At 55.2% G+C, this 18,010-nt stretch carries 13 protein-coding genes; 11 read left to right on the top strand and 2 right to left on the bottom strand.

The window, feature by feature from the left end:
• Positions 1-20: 20 nt before the first annotated feature.
• The 7 genes from EYC98_RS12975 to EYC98_RS12945 all read left to right on the top strand — a co-directional run bounded on the left by EYC98_RS12975 (position 21) and on the right by EYC98_RS12945 (position 8,180).
• Positions 21-1,661 (top strand): ShlB/FhaC/HecB family hemolysin secretion/activation protein, encoded by a 1,641-nt coding sequence (locus EYC98_RS12975; RefSeq protein WP_279245766.1) that lies wholly within the window; start codon positions 21-23, stop codon positions 1,659-1,661.
• Positions 1,662-1,700: 39 nt separating this feature from the next.
• Positions 1,701-2,393 (top strand): SapC family protein, encoded by a 693-nt coding sequence (locus tag EYC98_RS12970; protein ID WP_279245765.1) that lies wholly within the window; start codon positions 1,701-1,703, stop codon positions 2,391-2,393.
• Between the two features lie 407 nt (positions 2,394-2,800).
• Entirely contained in the window at positions 2,801-3,586 is a 786-nt protein-coding gene (locus tag EYC98_RS12965; protein ID WP_279245764.1) for a hypothetical protein, read from the top strand.
• A 352-nt stretch (positions 3,587-3,938) separates the two neighbouring features.
• Complete coding sequence (locus EYC98_RS12960; RefSeq protein WP_279245763.1) at positions 3,939-4,925, top strand: NADP-dependent oxidoreductase; 987 nt, start codon at positions 3,939-3,941, stop codon at positions 4,923-4,925.
• Positions 4,926-4,984: 59 nt separating this feature from the next.
• Positions 4,985-5,839 carry an SDR family NAD(P)-dependent oxidoreductase gene (locus tag EYC98_RS12955; RefSeq protein ID WP_279245762.1) on the top strand — a complete coding sequence of 285 codons (855 nt, stop codon included), beginning with the start codon at positions 4,985-4,987 and terminating at the stop codon, positions 5,837-5,839.
• Positions 5,840-5,944: 105 nt separating this feature from the next.
• Complete coding sequence (locus EYC98_RS12950; protein WP_279245761.1) at positions 5,945-7,132, top strand: Gfo/Idh/MocA family protein; 1,188 nt, start codon at positions 5,945-5,947, stop codon at positions 7,130-7,132.
• A complete protein-coding gene (locus tag EYC98_RS12945) occupies positions 7,125-8,180 on the top strand; it encodes a sugar phosphate isomerase/epimerase family protein (RefSeq protein ID WP_279245760.1) in 1,056 nt (351 codons plus the stop codon). Before EYC98_RS12950 ends, EYC98_RS12945 begins: the two co-directional genes overlap by 8 nt.
• An 11-nt stretch (positions 8,181-8,191) precedes the next feature.
• Here the strand turns inward: EYC98_RS12945 and EYC98_RS12940 are convergent, their stop codons facing one another.
• On the bottom strand, positions 8,192-9,007 hold the full coding sequence (locus tag EYC98_RS12940; protein WP_279245759.1) for an SDR family NAD(P)-dependent oxidoreductase: 816 nt from the start codon (positions 9,005-9,007) through the stop codon (positions 8,192-8,194).
• A 238-nt stretch (positions 9,008-9,245) separates the two neighbouring features.
• Here EYC98_RS12940 and tadA point away from each other — a divergent pair, with 238 nt between their 5' ends.
• Positions 9,246-9,719: a tRNA adenosine(34) deaminase TadA gene (tadA, locus tag EYC98_RS12935; RefSeq protein ID WP_279245758.1), complete on the top strand. Its 474-nt coding sequence runs from the start codon at positions 9,246-9,248 to the stop codon at positions 9,717-9,719.
• Here tadA and mltF read toward each other — a convergent pair.
• Positions 9,716-11,143: a membrane-bound lytic murein transglycosylase MltF gene (mltF, locus tag EYC98_RS12930; RefSeq protein WP_279245757.1), complete on the bottom strand. Its 1,428-nt coding sequence runs from the start codon at positions 11,141-11,143 to the stop codon at positions 9,716-9,718. The genes tadA and mltF overlap by 4 nt on opposite strands.
• Positions 11,144-11,273: 130 nt before the next feature.
• On the opposite strand from mltF, the gene purL reads away from it, so the two are divergent.
• From purL to secF, 3 genes are all read left to right on the top strand, one after another.
• Positions 11,274-15,152, top strand: a complete 3,879-nt coding sequence (purL, locus tag EYC98_RS12925) for a phosphoribosylformylglycinamidine synthase (protein ID WP_279245756.1) — start codon at positions 11,274-11,276, stop codon at positions 15,150-15,152.
• Between the two features lie 67 nt (positions 15,153-15,219).
• Entirely contained in the window at positions 15,220-17,094 is a 1,875-nt protein-coding gene (secD, locus tag EYC98_RS12920) for a protein translocase subunit SecD (RefSeq protein ID WP_279245755.1), read from the top strand.
• A complete protein-coding gene (gene secF / locus EYC98_RS12915) occupies positions 17,091-18,005 on the top strand; it encodes a protein translocase subunit SecF (RefSeq protein WP_279245754.1) in 915 nt (304 codons plus the stop codon). The genes secD and secF overlap by 4 nt, the downstream gene beginning before the upstream one ends.
• The last annotated feature ends 5 nt before the right edge of the window (positions 18,006-18,010 follow it).

Genomic DNA, 18,010 nt, shown 5'->3' with positions numbered 1-18,010 from the left:
GAACTATAAGCGGGCTAACTATGAATTTTTGCAGTCAACTGGGTCGATCCCTGGTTCTTGTCGTATTTTCTTCCAGCGTTTCTTCACAAGTACTGCCTCCGGCTATTGATCCAGCCGGGCAAGAGCAGGATCTGATGCGCCGCGAGCAGATACTGCGGCAGCGAGAGGAACTGCTGGAGCAAACACGAGAGCAGGAAGAAGAGACGAGTGTTGAAGCTCAGTCCGAACTCGACGAAGAGACCTTTGTGCTCACTAGTGTGCGCTTTAGTCAATCGGAACTGCTTAGCGAGGACGAACTTAGATCACTGGTGGAACCCTACATTGGTCAAGAGACAGGACTCTCAGATCTGAATCGCCTGGTCGCAGCCATAAATGGCCTTTACCGTCAGAAAGGTATTTTTACCGCAGCCGCGCTGTTGCCTCAGCAAGAAGTGGATAACGGTACCGTTGTCATCAGGCTGGTGGAAGGCCAGCTTGGCGATGTCTTGGTGGAAGGGAACAGTTATGTCGCTGAAGATTTTGTAGAAGGCTGGCTGAACCCAGCGGAAGGCGAGAGATTGGAGGATATGAACCTGCTTGAGGTCGATATTCTCCGTTACAACCGGGTGAATGACTCGCGCCTGCAAGCTGAACTGCGTGCAGGCAAAGCGTTTGGACTGACTGACCTGGTGCTGCGGGTTGATGAGGTCGCACAGAATAACCTTCAGGTGTTTGCCGATAACTATGGCTTCGAGAGCTCAGGCGAGGAAGAAGTTGGGGCGATCTATCGTCGCTATGGCCTCATTAGCGGCGCTGACCGGGCCTGGGTTTACGCACTCGCGACGGAAGGTAACTTGGCTTTCAGTGCAAATTACAACGCACCGCTGAAAGCATCTCGCTGGCGGCTTGGCAGCACAGTTTCCCTGAATGAAACCGAGGTTGTTAGCGGCGACTTTAAGGATGTATCGGTTGAAGGATCATCCAATAGCATCAGCCTGGAATCCTCGTTTCTGGCGCATTCTGCCACCAACCGTTGGATAAACTTACTAGGGACAGCTTATTACTCAAACTCAGAGTCCACGGTGGCCGGAGAAATCATAAGCGACTATGAAATAGTCAGGCTGGATGCCGGTGCCGACTTTACCTGGGTGGGCTCCGGATGGCAGTGGTCTGCCAGACAGATGTTCGGCTGGGTTAGTACCAAGAACAAGGCGGTGGCTGACAGTGACCAGGACTTTATGATGCTCAGCGGAGATTCCAGCATTTTCTATCGACTGGGAGCATCTAATTGGTACGGACTGGCGCAGTTTGATTACCAGTATACTGATGAGGATCTGATTCCGGGTGCAGTAGCGTATTCGATGGGAGGTGCTACTTCAGTGAGAGGCTATAAAGCTGGGTTTATTAGTGGAGATTCTGCTTTTCGGCTAAGCCTGGAGGCTCACTACGGTGGGTTCCAGCTGTTTGGCGGTAACGTGGATGCCTTTTTGTTTTATGACGCCGGTAAAGTTTACGCTCTCGATCTCACACAGCCGGCTCAAGCAGTGGGTGCAGGGCTTGGCTGGAGTGGCGGCCCCGGGTTTTCTTTTACCTCGACCATCGCGCATCCTACCGAAGATGTTCTGCCAGATCAGGATGACTGGGTGTTTTATGGCAGGTTCAGTTGGAATTGGTCTGACTGATCTTATTCTGTTTTTTTTGCAAGTAAGGGGATAGATTTCATGGCTGAGCTTATGTTTTATCAGCAGCCGATAGTGCTCAATCGGGAAACTAACAAGGATTTGTGCTTCACAGCAACATCTGATTATGGCTTTTCAAAAGGCGTCAACTCGGTCCCTTTGACAGGTATTGAATTCTTTGAGGCCAGTCGGGATTTACCGGTTTTGTTCAGCAAAGACGAAGAGGGAAATTACTTTCCGATAGTACTTTTGTCTCTACGCGGCGATGGGCACGAACAAATAGGCGCTGAAGGTGAATGGACGGGTAACTATATTCCCGCTTTTATCCGGCGTTACCCTTTTGCACTAACAGAAGGTAAAGATCTTTGCTATGACAGCACTGCTGCTGGATTCTCAGAAGAGGGTGACAGGCTGTTTGATGATGAGGGAAAAAATACTGAGACACTCGATAGTATCATTACGTTCTTAACCGACTTCGATGCTCAGCATCAGCTGACAAGAGAATTTTGCAGCGAGCTGTCTGAGTTGTCTATGTTCAAGCCTTTTATGCTGCAAGTCATGACAGTGGACAAGAGCGCCCTGCGCCTTGACGGGTTATTTATTATTGATGAAGACAAATTGGGTGACCTCGATAACGAGAAAGTAGGTGCCTGGTTTCGTAAGGGCTTTCTCGCATGGATTTATGCCCATATGCACTCACTTGGCTCACTCAACCGCTTAAGCGATAAACTCTAAATTGCCACACTAGATAGTCTCGCCCGCCAGCCCTGCTGGCATGGCGAGCTGGTCACCAGTCACAGCATACTTCTCTGCTAGTATCATGACTGGTAATGTCGGTAAGACACTGCCATGTTGACGATTTGTTGATATCTGAATGAGGGCCTGTCGGGCTACTCTACTTCCACAGCATTAGAGTTTCTGCGTGTGTTAAGAAAACCGGTCAGCGATGGCGCAGTTGCATACATTGCTGGTGCGAGTCGCGGATGGCAATACCCGTTTTGTTTGCCAGACTGCTAACGGCTTTCTACCGTTACTTTGCTGCCAATGGCACGGGTACTGCTGAAGTAGTCCATGCGAGCCAATCACACGATCTGAGAAGTCACTAACTTGATCGACAACCAACACAATGGAGCACCTACAACATGAAACTCAAAACTGCAGCGCTCGCGTCGCTTCTAATGATGGCGAGCCTGGTCCGAGCGGAAGAAGCCGAGCAATGGGAATGGACAGTAGCACCTTACCTGTGGGGATCTGATGTAGTGTTAGACCTGTCGGTACAGGATGGTGACGGTATTGGTGGAGAAGCAGAGTTCTCGGACCTGCTGGACAAACTTGACGCGGCCTTCATGGGGCGCGTAGAAGGTCGCCGCGACCGCTGGGGCATGTATCTAGATACGATTTATATTGATTTGAGTGACAGTAAATCGACGTCTGTTGGCCCCGGCGGTCCGCTGCCGGCTGTTGTGGACACGGATGCCAGTTTGACGTTAAAACTGTGGGAAGGTGGTGCTATTTATCAACTTAGTGCGCCTGACGCAGCGGTACGCTTCGACTTGTTGGCCGGACTGCGTAACGTAGACCTTGATGTGCAGGCAACCGTGATGCCGCCTGGCCCCATGATGACGCCGTTGAACATTAAAACGGGTCCCTCTGAAACAGATGTGATGATAGGTGGTCGTGCCTACGGTGAGTTTACGCCGCGTTGGCATTGGACGTTGCGCGGAGATTATTCATTTGGTGGCTCTGAAGGGATCTACAACGGACAAGCCTCGGTTGGTTACACCTTCGGACAATCGGGCCTGTTTTCACTTGACGTTGGCTATCGTTACCTGCGTATGGATTTAAAGGGTTCCACCCCAATGGGTGAGCAAACTGAAGTTGAGATTGAGATGTCGGGTCCCCTGGTTGGTTTCATCTTCAAATTCTGAGGTTCGTATTCACAACACCTGCCCGGGCTTAGTCCCGGCGTCCATAGTTCGGCAATAGTTCGGCAAACATTTGCTGTATTTGTGAGTCTGAGACTTTTTCATATCTTTCCGAACGTCTAGCTACCATCCAACCTGATCCGTATAGCGGAGACGGCTAATTTCGATGGCGAGCTGAGTTCGCTTGAGTCATTGTTCTCCCGAGTTTGTCAGTGCATACCGTGGCTGGCAGGTTGCATGTACTCCATGCCAGTAGGTTGGTGCAGCGGCGTCATTGTTGAGTACACTAACCCCTGTTGCACAATCAGATACTGTTCATATTGTGCACTTTAGCCGTCAACTGGAGGGGTTCTTGATGTTTGCCATGATAATCCGCGAGACAGGCGGTCCAGAGGTTTTTGAATACGCCGAGCTATCCACGCCTGCTCCAGGTCCCGGTGAAGTGCTGGTGCAAGTTGCCTACGCAGGTGTCAATCCAGCGGACTGGAAGAATCGTCAGGGCATGCTTGCCGCCTATCGCCCCTATAGCTTCCCGTATGTTATTGGCTTTGATGCCGCCGGAGTGGTCGCCGCTGTTGGTGTTGGGGTGCAAGGTTTAGCCATAGGTGACCGCGTATTTACGCCTACCAATCATGGTCAGGGCGGGCAGGGTAGTTATGCTGAATACACCTTGGCAGACGCTGACAGAGTGGCCCGGATACCACCCGGGCTTGCGCTTCGCGACGCTGCGGCTTTGCCGGTGGCGGCGTTAACGGCCTGGCAGGGCTTGTTCGATCGTGGGGGGCTGCAAGCCGATCAAAAGGTACTGGTACACGGTGGCTCCGGCGGCGTGGGCAGTTTTGCGGTTCAGTTTGCGCAGTGGTGCGGCGCGCGGGTAGCAGCTACCTGCAGTAGTCCCAACGTGGAGTACCTGAAGTCGTTGGGGGTCGAGCGCGTGATTGACTACCGCACCGAAGATATTGCAGTGGCGGTGCAGGCGTGGCAGCCAAAGGGTCTTGATTTTCTGCTCGATGCGGTAGGCGTCAGCACCCTGCCAAGGGCGATTGATCTGGTCGCTGAGGGCGGCACGCTGGTCAGTATTCCCACGCTGGTAGACGACGGCGACGCAGTTGCCGCCTTGGCAGAAGCAGAGCGTAGAGGTATCACGCATCACTTTTCAACCATGGATGACAGCCACTGCGCGTCGACTCTGGAAAAAATAGCGGGGTTGCTGGTGAGTGGAGAGATTCAGTTACCGCCAATAAAAGAGTTTCCATTGGTCGATGTGGCGCAGGCGCATGAGTTGATAGAGGGCGGCCACAACCGGGGAAAGATTGTGCTAAAAGTAGCGGCGTTATTCTGAGATTTGCCACGCGGCAGTCGTTGACGTAGCGGGAAAAATTTTCAATAGTGGAGAGTAATATGACTGAACAATTGGACAGGTTACGCGGTGGAGTGGCAGTCATTACGGGCGCTGCTTCCGGTATCGGTGAAGCGTTAGCGCTGCAGGCCGCTGAGCTGGATATGTCGGTGGTTCTGGCAGATATTTCCAAGCAGCGCATTGATGAACTGGCTGGGACTATTGAAGCGAACGGCGGTAGGGCGCTGGCAGTGGAGACTGATGTGAGTAAGCCAGAGGCTTTGGATGCACTCGCTGATGCTGCTTATGATGCGTTTGGCGAAGTGCGACTACTAGTCAATAACGCTGGTATCGAGACGCTGGGTTTTAGCTGGGAGATTCCGGCGGCAACCTGGGATAAAGCTCTTGGAATCAACATTAACGGGGTTGTGCACGGTGTTCGAGCGTTCGCTCCACGCATGATTGCTGCGGGTAAGCCTGCGTTCATTGCCAACACTTCCTCAGTGGGTGGTTTGGGTATTATGCCGGTGCAAACCGCCTATATCATGAGTAAACACGCAGTGCTGGCTTTCAGTGAATGTTTGCGCCTGGAAATGGAGCTGAAGCAGGCACCTATAGAAGTGTCAGTGATTTTACCCGGTCCGGTCGCGACCCGAATATTTATCGACGCCGAAGGCGGCGCTGACCCTATCAGTGAACTTCACCGCGAGCAGATGAAAGCGATGCTCACGCACAGTGGCATCAGCGCCAACGAAGCAGCGCAGTTAATATTGCCGCAGATTGCCAGCGGCAATTTTTGGGTATCCACGCATCCGGAGATGACGGCAGAGATGGCGGAGCAACGAGCGCAGACTTTGACTGATAGGCCGCAGCCGCAGTTATCGGCAGAGCTCGCGGCGTTGCTGCAAGCTGGTTAGTGTAGGCGCTACACGCGCCATCGGCGGTTGCATAGTTTGACCCCCCGCTTTAGCCGTGTAACCTTGGCGCGCGGCACTTCCGTATAACGTGTAAGGAGCATTAGAGTGGCAAAAGTCAGGATGGGAATGGTTGGCGGGGGCGAGGGAGCCTTTATCGGTGCGGTGCACCGCATGGCTGCGGCTATCGATGGTGAGATTGAGCTGGTCTGCGGCGCCTTCAGTGCTGATGAGAGTCGATCACAACGCTCTGGCGCCGCCCTGCATCTTGCAGCTGACCGGGTTTACTCCGATTACGCTGACATGATGCGGTTGGAGGCTGCGCTACCGGCCTCTCAGCGAATGCAGTTTGTCGTTATTGTCACACCCAATCATCTTCACTTTCCCATTGCCGAGGCGGCTTTGGAGTCTGGTTTTCATGTGCTTTCCGACAAGCCGGCGACACTGGACTTGCAGCAAGCGCTGCGGTTGCAGGAAATCGTCAAGGAGACTGGCCTGCTGTACGGTTTGACGCATCCTTACACCGGCTACCCACTTATCAAAGAGGCGCGTGCCAGAATCGCTGCGGGTGAACTGGGCGTAATCCGCAAGGTTACGGTGGAGTATACGCAGGGCTGGCTGGCGTATGCCGAGGAAGCACAGGGTAACAAGCAGGCGACGTGGCGGTTGGATCCGCAGCAGGCGGGAATCAGCGGTTGCATGGGCGATATTGGAGTGCACGCAGCGAATCTGGTCGAGTACGTTTCAGGCCTCAAGATAGCGCAAGTGTGTTCCGACCTGACCAGTTTCGTGGCGGGCCGACAGTTGGACGATGACGGCGCCATGTTGTTGCGTTTCGACAATGGTGCCCGCGGGACTCTCGCGGCAAGCCAGGTCAGTGTGGGCGAGGAGAATGCCCTGCGCCTTCGGGTCTACGGCAACAAGGGTGGGCTTGAATGGGAACATTTGCAGCCCAATACGCTATGGCTAAAGTGGAGTGATCGCCCCACCGAAATGCTGCGCACCGGGGCCGACTATCTGGGCGTCGCGGCAGCCGCCAACACGCGTGTCCCGATGGGGCACCCCGAAGGATACCTGGAAGCCTTCGCTAACCTCTATTTGGCCTTTGCAGAGCAGGTGCGTGCCCGGCAGCAGGGTCTGGAGGCCAGTGAGCGCGCCGCAGACTGCCCCGGTATCGAGGAAGCGGTTCGGGGCATGGCGTTTATCGAACTGGCTGTTGCCGCAAGCGCCAGTGAAATTAAGTGGCACGATATGCCTGAACTACAACCTACCGCTACGGAGACAGACCATGTCTAAAATGAAGGGACCGGCCATTTTTCTCGCGCAGTTTGTCGCCGCGGAGGCGCCGTTTAATAGTCTGGATAATATTACGCGCTGGGCGGGCGAGCTAGGTTACAAAGGGGTGCAGATACCCACCTGGGAAAGTAGTTTGATTGACCTGGAGCAGGCAGCCAAGAGCAAGGAATACTGCGCTGAATTACATGCCGTGTGCCGTGGTAATGGAGTGGAAATTAGCGAGCTATCGACCCATTTACAGGGCCAGTTAGTCGCCGTGCATCCTGCCTATGATGAACAGTTTGATGGTTTTGCTCCCGAGGCATGCCGTGGCAACCCGGACGCACGTCAGGCTTGGGCTGTAGAGCAATTAAAGTGGGCCGCGCAGGCCAGTCACAATCTGGGGCTGACACAGCACGCAACGTTCTCAGGTGCCCTGTTGTGGCACACCATGTATCCATGGCCGCAGCGACCGCAGGGTCTGGTAGAAACCGGTTTTGCCGAACTGGCAGCGCGCTGGCTACCGATTCTGGAAGCGTTTGACGCCGCCGGTGTCGACCTCTGCTACGAGATCCATCCGGGCGAGGACCTGCACGACGGGGTGACTTTTGAGCGCTTTTTAGAAGCCACGGGTAATCACCCGCGCTGCCATATTCTGTATGACCCCAGCCACTTCATGTTGCAGCAACTGGACTACATACAGTTTATTGATATCTATCATGAGCGTATCAAGATGTTCCACGTCAAGGACGCGGAGTTTAACCCCAATGGACGTAGCGGTGTGTATGGTGGGTATCAAGACTGGAAAGAACGTCCTGGGCGCTTTCGTTCACTGGGCGATGGGCAGGTGAATTTCAGTGGTATTTTTAGCCAGTTTGCCAGGTACGACTTTGAGGGGTGGGCGGTGCTGGAATGGGAGTGTTGTTTGAAGCACCCCGAGGATGGCGCCAGAGAGGGCGTTGAATTTATAAATCGGCATATCATACGCACCACCGATAAAGCCTTCGACGACTTTGCTGGCGGCGAGTCCGACGAGCAAGCCAACCGCCGCATTCTCGGTCTGAGCTGATCTGAGGCTTGTTAGATAGCCTGTTTGGGCGGCTTGCCGTCCATGAAATTGTCGATCGCATGCTTGGCCAGGTACCCAATCAATTGTTCATCGGGTACCTTTTTCATTTTCTCGTGACCGGCACGATGTTGTTGTCCCGCCACCAGCAGCGGTTGCTTGCCGATGGCCTCCATGGCCTCCTTTACCAACTCTTGCGGAGTCTGAAAACCTGAGGTATCCAGATGTTGGTAACCCTTGGCAGCGGTCGACAAAGTCATGCCCGCAGCCACTGCCAGTACGTCTACCTGATAAGGTTTGAACTCTCCCCAGAGTGCTTCAGCTAGCGCTATATCGTAGGCCTTGGTGGCTGAGTAATGAGCGTAGTAGGGCGCACCTTTCAAGCCGGCACCGGATGACATAAGAATAATGCCGCCGCGTTTTCGGGCCAGCATAGGGGCCGCAAAGTGGTGGGTCAAAACCAGCGGGCCAGTGACGTTTACCGCGATGCGCTGTAGCTCAAAGTCCAGTCCGGTGTCGGTTTTGAAGAACGGTCCTACGTCGGCTAGACCGGCGTTGTATACCAGCAGCCCTACCTCGCGTTCAGCGACGGCGCTAATGACGTTGGCAAGCATCGAGGCGGAGCCCAGGTCGATTTCAACGGGCAGGCATTCGACGTCAAACTCGTTGGTCAACTCGCTTTCGATGCGGGCTAAGGCAGTGGCGTCGAAATCTAACACTATGACGTTTAGTCCCTGACCGGCGGCGTAGCGCGAGTAGGCCTCGCCAATACCCTGTGCGCCTCCGGCAATCAGTGCCCAAGGACCGTACCTGCTGCAAAATTCTGACATCAAAAGCTGCCTCGCCTCATATTCATAAGTTTATCTGCAAGCTAGCTGACTTGTGTGGTCAGGTAAAGAGCGGGTTGTTGTGCGCTCTTGTGTTGGGCGGTGCCGAACGTGGCAGCGAATGTTAAACTCCGCAGCAGAGCAGTAGCAGCATCGGTTATTGTGGGAACCTGCAGCAGTTGCTAGTTACAATCATACCCAGCCCAGACATCCCAAGCTCATTGAAGTGATTAGCCATGCCATGGAAGTAGACAGCAACGACTTTACAGAAGCAGATGAGCAGTGGATGCTGCGCGCGCTGGCCTTGGCCGACCTCGCTGCCGATGCAGGCGAAGTGCCGGTTGGTGCTGTTTTAGTGCAGGACGGAGAGTGTGTTGGAGAGGGGTGGAATCAGGTTATTTCGGCGGCCGACCCCACCGCGCACGCTGAAGTCGTCGCACTGCGGGCGGCAGCAGCGGCCAGGAATAATTATCGGGTCCCCAATAGTATTCTCTATGTGACGCTGGAACCCTGCACAATGTGCGTCGGCTCTCTGGTTCACGCCAGGGTGGAGCAGTTGGTGTTCGCTGCTACCGAGCCGCGCGCCGGTGCGGTTTGTAGTCAGCTGCAACTGTTGGATGAAGCCTTTTACAATCACGGTATTACCTGGCGTGGTGGTTTGCTGGCTGAGGCCAGTAGTCAGCGCCTGCGAAATTTCTTCCGGCGCCGCCGTTAGAGAGCGAAGAGGCCGGTCTCGCGTAAGATAGGCGGCAGCAGTTCGATGCTGTTCACAGGCGGTGCCGGTTGATTCTGATTGATGTCGCGCCAGGCCAATATACTGTGGTAATGGCGAATATTCTTGACGTAGGTGACGGGCTCTGAGCCTCGGGCGTAGCCATAGCGGGCCTTGCTGTAGTAGGCGCTCTTTTGTAGCAGCGGCAGGTACTGAGACACGTCTTTCCAGAAGTGAGGATCGCCGCCCTGGCGCTGCGTAATCACCCGGGCGTCTTCCAGGTGTCCGCGGCCGATATTGTAAGCGGCCAGCGTAAACCAGGTGCGATCCGGCTCCAGAATATCCTCGGGTAGCCGACGTTTGAGTAGCTTGTAGTAGCGGGCACCGCCGCGCAGGCTCTCGGTCACGTCCAGTCGGTCGACTATACCCAGCTCTTTGGCGGTGGAGCGGGTCAGCATCATCATACCCCTGACCCCGGTTGGTGACCGTGCGCGCGGATTCCAATGTGATTCCTGATAGGCAATTGCCGCTAACAGGTGCCAGTCCAATTGGTATTCCTTGGCCACCTCTCGAATCAGGGTTTCGTAGCGAGGCAGCTTGGTGCGTACCATGCGATTAAATGTCTGAGATCCTACCGGGTTGTTGTTCCAGGCCCTTGAAAAGTGTTCCTCCTTGAGTCGCTCCAGCGTGCCGTCTGCACTGACGCGGGCCAGAAACTGGTTGGCGCGGTTGAGCAGGCGGGTGTTATCGCGAGCATCGGGCATGAGCCAAGCCAGTTCATCGACCCGATCCAGCTCCATGGCGACCCGCATGCGCGGGTAAAAGCTGCGGTTAACCTTAAACTCATTCGAGTCGATGAGCGCAAAGTCAGCTTCCCTGTCTGTCACCATCTCCAAAAGTTCGGCACTGTCTTCGGTGTCTATCTGGCGCCATTCCAGCGCCGGTTGCAGGGAGCGCAAAAAAGTCACGGTATCGATATGACGCTGACTATTACTAATAACCAGGCGTCCCTGCGCCAGGTCGCTAATCTGTCGGGGACGCTTGGTCCCTGCCAGATACACAATCTGCAGGTGTAACTCGCCATAGGAGTTGGTTGCGTCGAACAGACTCGCGCGCTCTGCCGTTCGCGCCATTCCCGCGGCCGCCATATCGGCTTGACCACGCTGCAGACTCTCCACCACGTCGGCCTTATTGTGCAGCTGGATAAAGCGTGCGTTCACCCCCAGTTCTTCAGCAAACAGTGAGGCGAGCACGAATTCAAAGCCCGCGGCCTCGTCTTGCACTTGGTAAAATGTAGTGGGTGCGTTGCGAGTGGCAATGCTGATCTCGCCTTTTTCAAGGATCATAGCCAGGCTATCGCCGTTTTCACAGCCGCTGATGAGGAGCAGGCAAAGCCAAAATGAGAGCTGTAGGGGTAGGCGGGGCATGACCCTATTCTAGCGTTGCGCCCGCGCGCTGACAAAACCCAATAATTTGCCTCCTGCGCTAACCTGTCGCGGCTAAATACAGTACAATGTCGCGGTTTTTAAACCCCCCTGTCCAGAGGCCCATTCCGGTATGCTCATCCTGCGCGGTGCTTCCGCTCTGTCGGATTTTAGACTGACCAAACTGCAGCAACAATGTGATGCGAACGGCACTTCGGTGGACGCGCTAAGCTGCGATCATGTTTTTTTCGTTGAGGTTGCTCGTGATTTGAGCAACTCGGAGCGAACCTCGCTGCAACAGTTGCTGGGCGGTCACTTTGATAACGGTGAATTAAGTGGACCCGGAGAGCTGGTGCTGGTGGCTCCTCGCGATGGCACCATTTCGCCCTGGTCCAGTAAGGCTACCGATATCGCGCACAACTGCGGGCTAGACAGCGTGTTGCGCATTGAACGCGGTACTGCGTGGTATGTGCAAGCCGCAAGCGGTGTTGCAGACAGCTTACAAACGCAGCTTTATGATCGTATGACTGAGCAGGTGCTGTCCTCGCCAGCTGCGGCAGCAAGCCTGTTTCATCATGACTCACCGCGACCGCTGCAAAGTGTTGATGTGCTGGGCGGCGGACGCGACGCGCTGGTGGAAGCCAATACAAGGCTGGGGCTCGCATTGGCCGATGATGAAGTGGATTACCTGTATCAGGCTTTTATCGACATGGCGCGTAATCCCAACGATATCGAGCTGATGATGTTTGCTCAGGCTAACTCGGAGCATTGCCGGCACAAGATATTCAACGCCAGTTGGACTATTGATGGCGTAGAGCAGGAGCATTCTCTGTTCAAGATGATCCGTAATACCCATGCGGTCGGTGGCGAAGACGTGCTCTCGGCCTATTCGGACAACGCCGCCGTTATTGTGGGCAGCCGGGCGGGGCGTTTTTACCCAGACCCCGCCTCGGGCAGCTATGGCTACAGCGACGAGGATATTCACCTGCTGATGAAGGTGGAAACCCATAACCATCCGACCGCTATTGCGCCGCACCCCGGTGCCGGTACCGGCTCCGGGGGGGAGATTCGCGATGAAGGGGCAGTCGGCAGAGGTTCCAAACCGAAGGTGGGGCTGAGCGGTTTTTCGGTGTCTAACCTGAATATTCCAGGCGCGGAGCAGCCTTGGGAGCAGGCCTATGGCAAACCGCAGCGGATTGTATCGGCGCTGGATATCATGCTCGAAGGACCGATTGGTGGCGCGGCCTTCAACAATGAGTTTGGGCGGCCCAATCTGTGCGGTTACTTTCGTAGTTTTGAAATGCAGGCAGACGGCGTTGCCGGCAGCGAAGTGCGTGGTTACCACAAGCCCATTATGATTGCTGGGGGCTACGGTAATATCCGTGCTGAGCACGTTGAGAAAGGTGATTTTGCCGCCGGTGCGCAATTGATCGTATTGGGCGGACCAGCCATGTTGATCGGACTTGGTGGTGGCGCGGCATCGTCCATGGCCAGCGGCGACAGTGCCGAGGCGCTTGATTTTGCTTCGGTACAGCGCCAAAACCCCGAAATTGAGCGTCGGTGTCAGGAAGTGATAGACCGTTGCTGGCAACTGGGAGCAGACAACCCTATCGCCTTTATTCACGATGTAGGCGCTGGCGGGCTGTCAAATGCCTTTCCCGAGTTGGTGAAGGATGGTGGTCGCGGCGGCCGCTTTGAACTGCGCAACGTACCCAATGATGAGCCGGGTATGTCGCCATTGGAAATCTGGTGTAATGAGTCTCAGGAGCGGTATGTGATGGCGGTCGAGCCTGAGCATCTGGCCCTGTTCAGCGCTATCTGCGAGCGCGAGCGCTGTCCTTTTGCTGTCGTCGGTGAGGCAACTGATGAGATGCACCTGGAGTTGACCGATGCCAGCTTTGGTGACTCGCCCATCGACTTACCGATGTCGGTGCTATTTGGTAAAGCGCCGCATATGTATCGCCAGGTGACGCGCCAGACTGTGGATCAAGCGCCGCTGCAATTGCAGTCAGTGACTTTGGATGATGCCTTGCATCGAGTGCTACGCCTGCCCAGCGTGGCCAGCAAGAAATTCCTCATAACCATTGGTGATCGCAGCGTGACAGGAATGGTCAGTCGCGACCAGATGGTTGGCCCCTGGCAGGTTCCGGTCGCGGATTGCGCTATTACCACCGTTTCCTATGATTCAACACTGGGTGAAGCCATGGCCATGGGCGAGCGCACGCCTTTGGCACTGATCGACGGCCCTGCTTCTGGCCGTATGGCGGTAGCTGAGGCGATTACCAATATCGCTGCGGCACCTATCAGGCAACTCTCGGACGTTAAACTGTCGGCCAACTGGATGTGCGCCGCAGGCTATGGCCGGGAAGATGAGACCTTGTATGACACGGTGCGAGCCGTGGGAATGGAGTTCTGCCCGGCTTTGGGTTTGACGATACCGGTGGGTAAGGACTCTATGTCCATGCGCACCAGTTGGCAAGATGAGGGCACCGATAAGGCAGTGACCGCGCCGGTGTCATTGATTGTATCCGCATTTAGCCCGGTTACTGACGTGCGCAAGGCGGTGACACCACAATTGCGCACCAGTAGCGGCCCGAGCCGACTGCTGCTGATAGATATTAGCGGCGGACAGCAGCGCCTGGGCGGTTCAGCATTGGCTCAGGTTTACAGCCAGATCGGCAATCAAGCGCCGGACGTAGAGCAACCACTGCTGCTGAAGTCGGCCTTTGAGCTGGTACAACAACTGCTGCAGCAACAGCGATTGCTGGCGTATCACGATCGCTCCGATGGTGGCTTGCTTATTACCCTGCTGGAAATGGCGTTTGCTGGACACTGTGGTTGGCAGGTGGATATTGCCGGCCTTGGCGGCGAGACTCTGGCGGCCTTGTTCAATGAGGAAGCCGGTATGGTGCTGCAGGTCAGCGAAACGGCTTTGGAAGAGGTAAAGGCCGCTGCTGACACGCTCGGTCTGGCCGGGCAGCTGCATGATCTGGGCAGCGTCACCGCTGGTGAAGCGGTAGTGTTGACCAACGGTAGTGAGCGACTGCTGAATATGCCGCGAATTGAACTGGAGCGGGTGTGGAGCGAAACCAGCTATCGCTTGCAGGGACTGCGTGATAACCCAGCGTGCGCCGAGCAGGAGTTCGCTCAGTTGATTGAGGCCGACCCGGGACTGAGCGCGGCGTTGAGCTTTGATTGCAACGATAATACTGCCGCACCTTATATCGCCACCGGTGCGCGGCCGCGTCTGGCAGTGCTGCGAGAGCAGGGCGTGAATGGTCAGGTAGAAATGGCAGCGGCGTTTGATCGAGCCGGTTTTGAGAGCGTGGATGTACACATGTCTGACCTGCTCAGCGGCAGGTACGAGCTGGCCGACTTCAAGGGACTGGTGGCCTGTGGTGGCTTTTCCTATGGCGACGTATTGGGCGCCGGGCAGGGTTGGGCGCGCAGTATTTTGCTGAATAACCAGCTGCGCGATAGTTTTACCGGGTTCTTCGAGCGCACCGACAGTTTTAGTCTGGGTGTCTGTAATGGCTGTCAGATGATGTCTTCTTTACAGGAACTGATCCCGGGTACTGAACTCTGGCCACGTTTTGTGCGCAATGTTTCTGAACAATTTGAGGCCCGTTACTCTTTGGTTAAAGTGCCTGATAGCGCGTCGATACTCTTACAGGGCATGAGCGGTTCGCAGATGCCTATCGCTGTTGCTCACGGTGAGGGCCGCGCAGATTTTGCCTCGGACGCAACCCGGCAGGCGGCAGTCGCCGCTGGCCTGATTAGCCTGCAGTATGTGGATAATCAGGGTGCGGTGACGGAAACCTACCCGGCTAACCCCAATGGTTCCAGTGGGGGTATAACTGGCGTTACCAGCGCTGACGGCAGGGTCACTATCATGATGCCGCATCCGGAGCGAGTATTCCGTACGGTGCAATGTTCCTGGGCTCCTGCTGAATGGGCCGAAGACGCTGCGTGGATGCGATTATTCCGCAATGCACGCGTCTGGCTGGGCTGACCTTGCTGTGCCCTTGTTGTGCCCTTGCAATTCCTTATAATGTCGCAACTTTCGATTTGAGACCCCTATGCTAAATCGCTACCCCCTGTGGAAGAACCTGCTGCTATTGATGATAGTAGCGTTGGGCCTGTTTTACGCGGCGCCTAACCTTTACGCGCCCGATCCTGCCTTGCAGATTAGCGGTCAGTCCAGCGCCACGCTGATTGATGAGCGCACGCTCAAACGTGCTACCGATGCTCTCACTGAGGGCGGGGTTGAATTTTTTGGTGCCGAAGTCGGTGAGCGGGCCGCTAGCGGACTGATTCGTCTGCGTCAGCGCGATGACCAGTTACGCGCTCAGCGGATGCTGAAACGGGCGCTGGGTGACGGCTATGTAGTGGCCTTAAACCTGGCTGAGACGACGCCAGCCTGGCTCAGTGATTATGGCGCCCAGCCTATGAAATACGGGCTGGACCTTAGCGGTGGTGTGCATTTCAAGCTCGAGGTTGATATCGACAGCGCGGTTGAGCGGCGCATGGAAACGTTCTTCGTGGGCAGTCGTAAGCTGCTGCGTGAAGAAGGCTTGCGCGGTATTCTCAAGCAAGATGATACCGGCGCTATGCACGGAGTGTTCAAAGCGGAGCAGCTGCGGGATGATGCGATAGCGGCGATTCGTAAAACTTACCCGGAACTGGTGGTGCAGCGTACGGCCGAGGAATGGGGCTTGAAGGCCACGCTGTCTGAAGCAGCACGTAAGGAAATTGGCAGCTACGCACTGACCCAAAACTTGACCACGCTGCGTAATCGCGTCAATGAACTGGGCGTCTCGGAGCCTTTAGTTCAGCCGCAAGGCAATAACCGAATTGTGGTTGAACTGCCGGGTATTCAAGATACTGCTGAAGCAAAACGTATTCTGGGTAAAACCGCTAATCTTGAGTTCAGGCTGGTCGCTACCAGCGACGCGAGTGCCTCATCACGTGAGCAGTTCAAGTTTCGCAGCGCCTCGCGTGCTGGCGCCAGTGAGTGGTTGGAGCGTGAAATAGTCATTACCGGAGAGCGGGTATCCAACGCTCAGTCCAGTTTTGACCAAAACGGACGCCCCAACGTCAATATCAGTCTGGACGGTGAGGGTGGCGCTCTGATGCACCGCGCCACGCGTAACAACATCAAGCGCCGGATGGGGGTGCTGTTTATCGAGCGTAAAAACCGCACCCGTTACGAAATCAACGAACAGGGCGAAGAAATTATTATCAAGACGCCCTATGACGAAAAAAGCGTAATCACAGCACCCACTATTCAGTCGGCGCTGGGGGCTCAGTTTCAGATTACCGGGCTGGACAGCGTTCAGGAAGCCTCTGAGTTAGCATTGTTGCTGCGCGCCGGCGCGCTGGCGGCACCCATGGATTTTGTAGAGGAACGCACGGTCGGACCTTCGCTAGGCGCGGAAAACGTTGCCCAGGGGCTTATGTCAGTGCAGGTAGGCCTGAGTCTGGTGGTGCTGTTTATGGTGCTGTATTACCGGGTGTTTGGAATTGCAGCCATTGTGGCGCTGAGCGCCAACCTGGTGCTGCTGATAGCCTGTATGTCGATACTGGGGGCGACTCTGACCTTGCCGGGTATTGCGGGTATTGTGCTTACTGTGGGTATGGCAGTAGATGCTAACGTGCTGATTTTTTCACGAATACGGGAAGAACTGGTGAATGGGCTGTCGCCGCAGATGGCCATCCACTCGGGTTTTGAACGCGCCGTGGTGACGATATTGGATGCCAATATTACGACATTACTGGTAGCGGTGATTCTTTACGCAGTAGGGACCGGGCCCGTTAAAGGGTTTGCTGTGACCTTGTCGATAGGCATTGTGACTTCAATGCTAACGGCGATTATGGGAACCCGCGCCCTTGTTAATCTGGTTTACGGAGGACGTACCCTCAATTCGATCCAGATTGGAGGGAGCCGCAAATGAAAACTCTAGACTTTATGGGCAAGCGACGTATTGCTGCCGTATTTTCGCTGGTGCTGATAACTGTCGCGCTGGGCTCACTGTTTATCAAGCAGGTGAATTGGGGGCTGGATTTTACCGGCGGCACGCTGGTTGAAGTGCATTACAGCGATGTAGCGCAGCTGTCGGAGATTCGCGGCACCCTCGACGAAGGGGGTTTTGCCGGTGCCGTGGTGGTGAGTTTTGGTTCCGACCGGGACGTGATGATTCGCTTGCCGCAGGGCTACTCCGATAAAGATGGTAACCGGCTGTTGGCACTACTGCAGTCGACGTATCCGGGTGAAGTGGAATTGCGCCGTATTGAATTTGTGGGTCCACAGGTGGGCGATGAATTACGTGAGCAAGGTGGTCTGGCCATGCTGATGGCTTTGGGCCTGGTGATGATCTACGTAGCGTTCAGATTTCAGCTGAAGTTTGCGCTGGGCGCGGTCACGGCTTTGGTGCACGATGTGGTGATCACGCTGGGTTTCTTTTCGATCCTCGGTATCGAGTTTGATCTCACTGTACTTGCGGCTCTGTTGGCGGTAATTGGTTATTCGCTAAATGACACGATTGTGGTCTCGGACCGTATTCGGGAAAACTTCCGGAAAATTCGTAAGGGCGATGCGGCACATACGATTAACGTTTCTTTGACAGAGACATTGGGCCGCACGCTGGTCACGTCTTTGACCACGTTACTGGTGCTTACTGCATTGCTGATTTTTGGTGGCGAGATGATTCACGGTTTTGCGTTGGCGCTGACGGTGGGTGTTGTTGTCGGTACGTATTCTTCTATCTACGTTGCTGCTAATGTGCTGATGTTGCTCAACATCAGCAAAGAAGACCTGATGGTGCCGGTGAAGGAAGCCTCCTCCGAAGATGGCGGTGTAGTCTAAGTCGA

It is taken from the genome of Candidatus Litorirhabdus singularis (genome assembly GCF_026262625.1).
Lineage (GTDB): Bacteria > Pseudomonadota > Gammaproteobacteria > Pseudomonadales > Halieaceae > Litorirhabdus > Litorirhabdus singularis.
The sequence above is the reverse complement of the archived record's forward strand: the minus strand, read 5'-3'. Positions and strand labels throughout refer to the sequence as shown.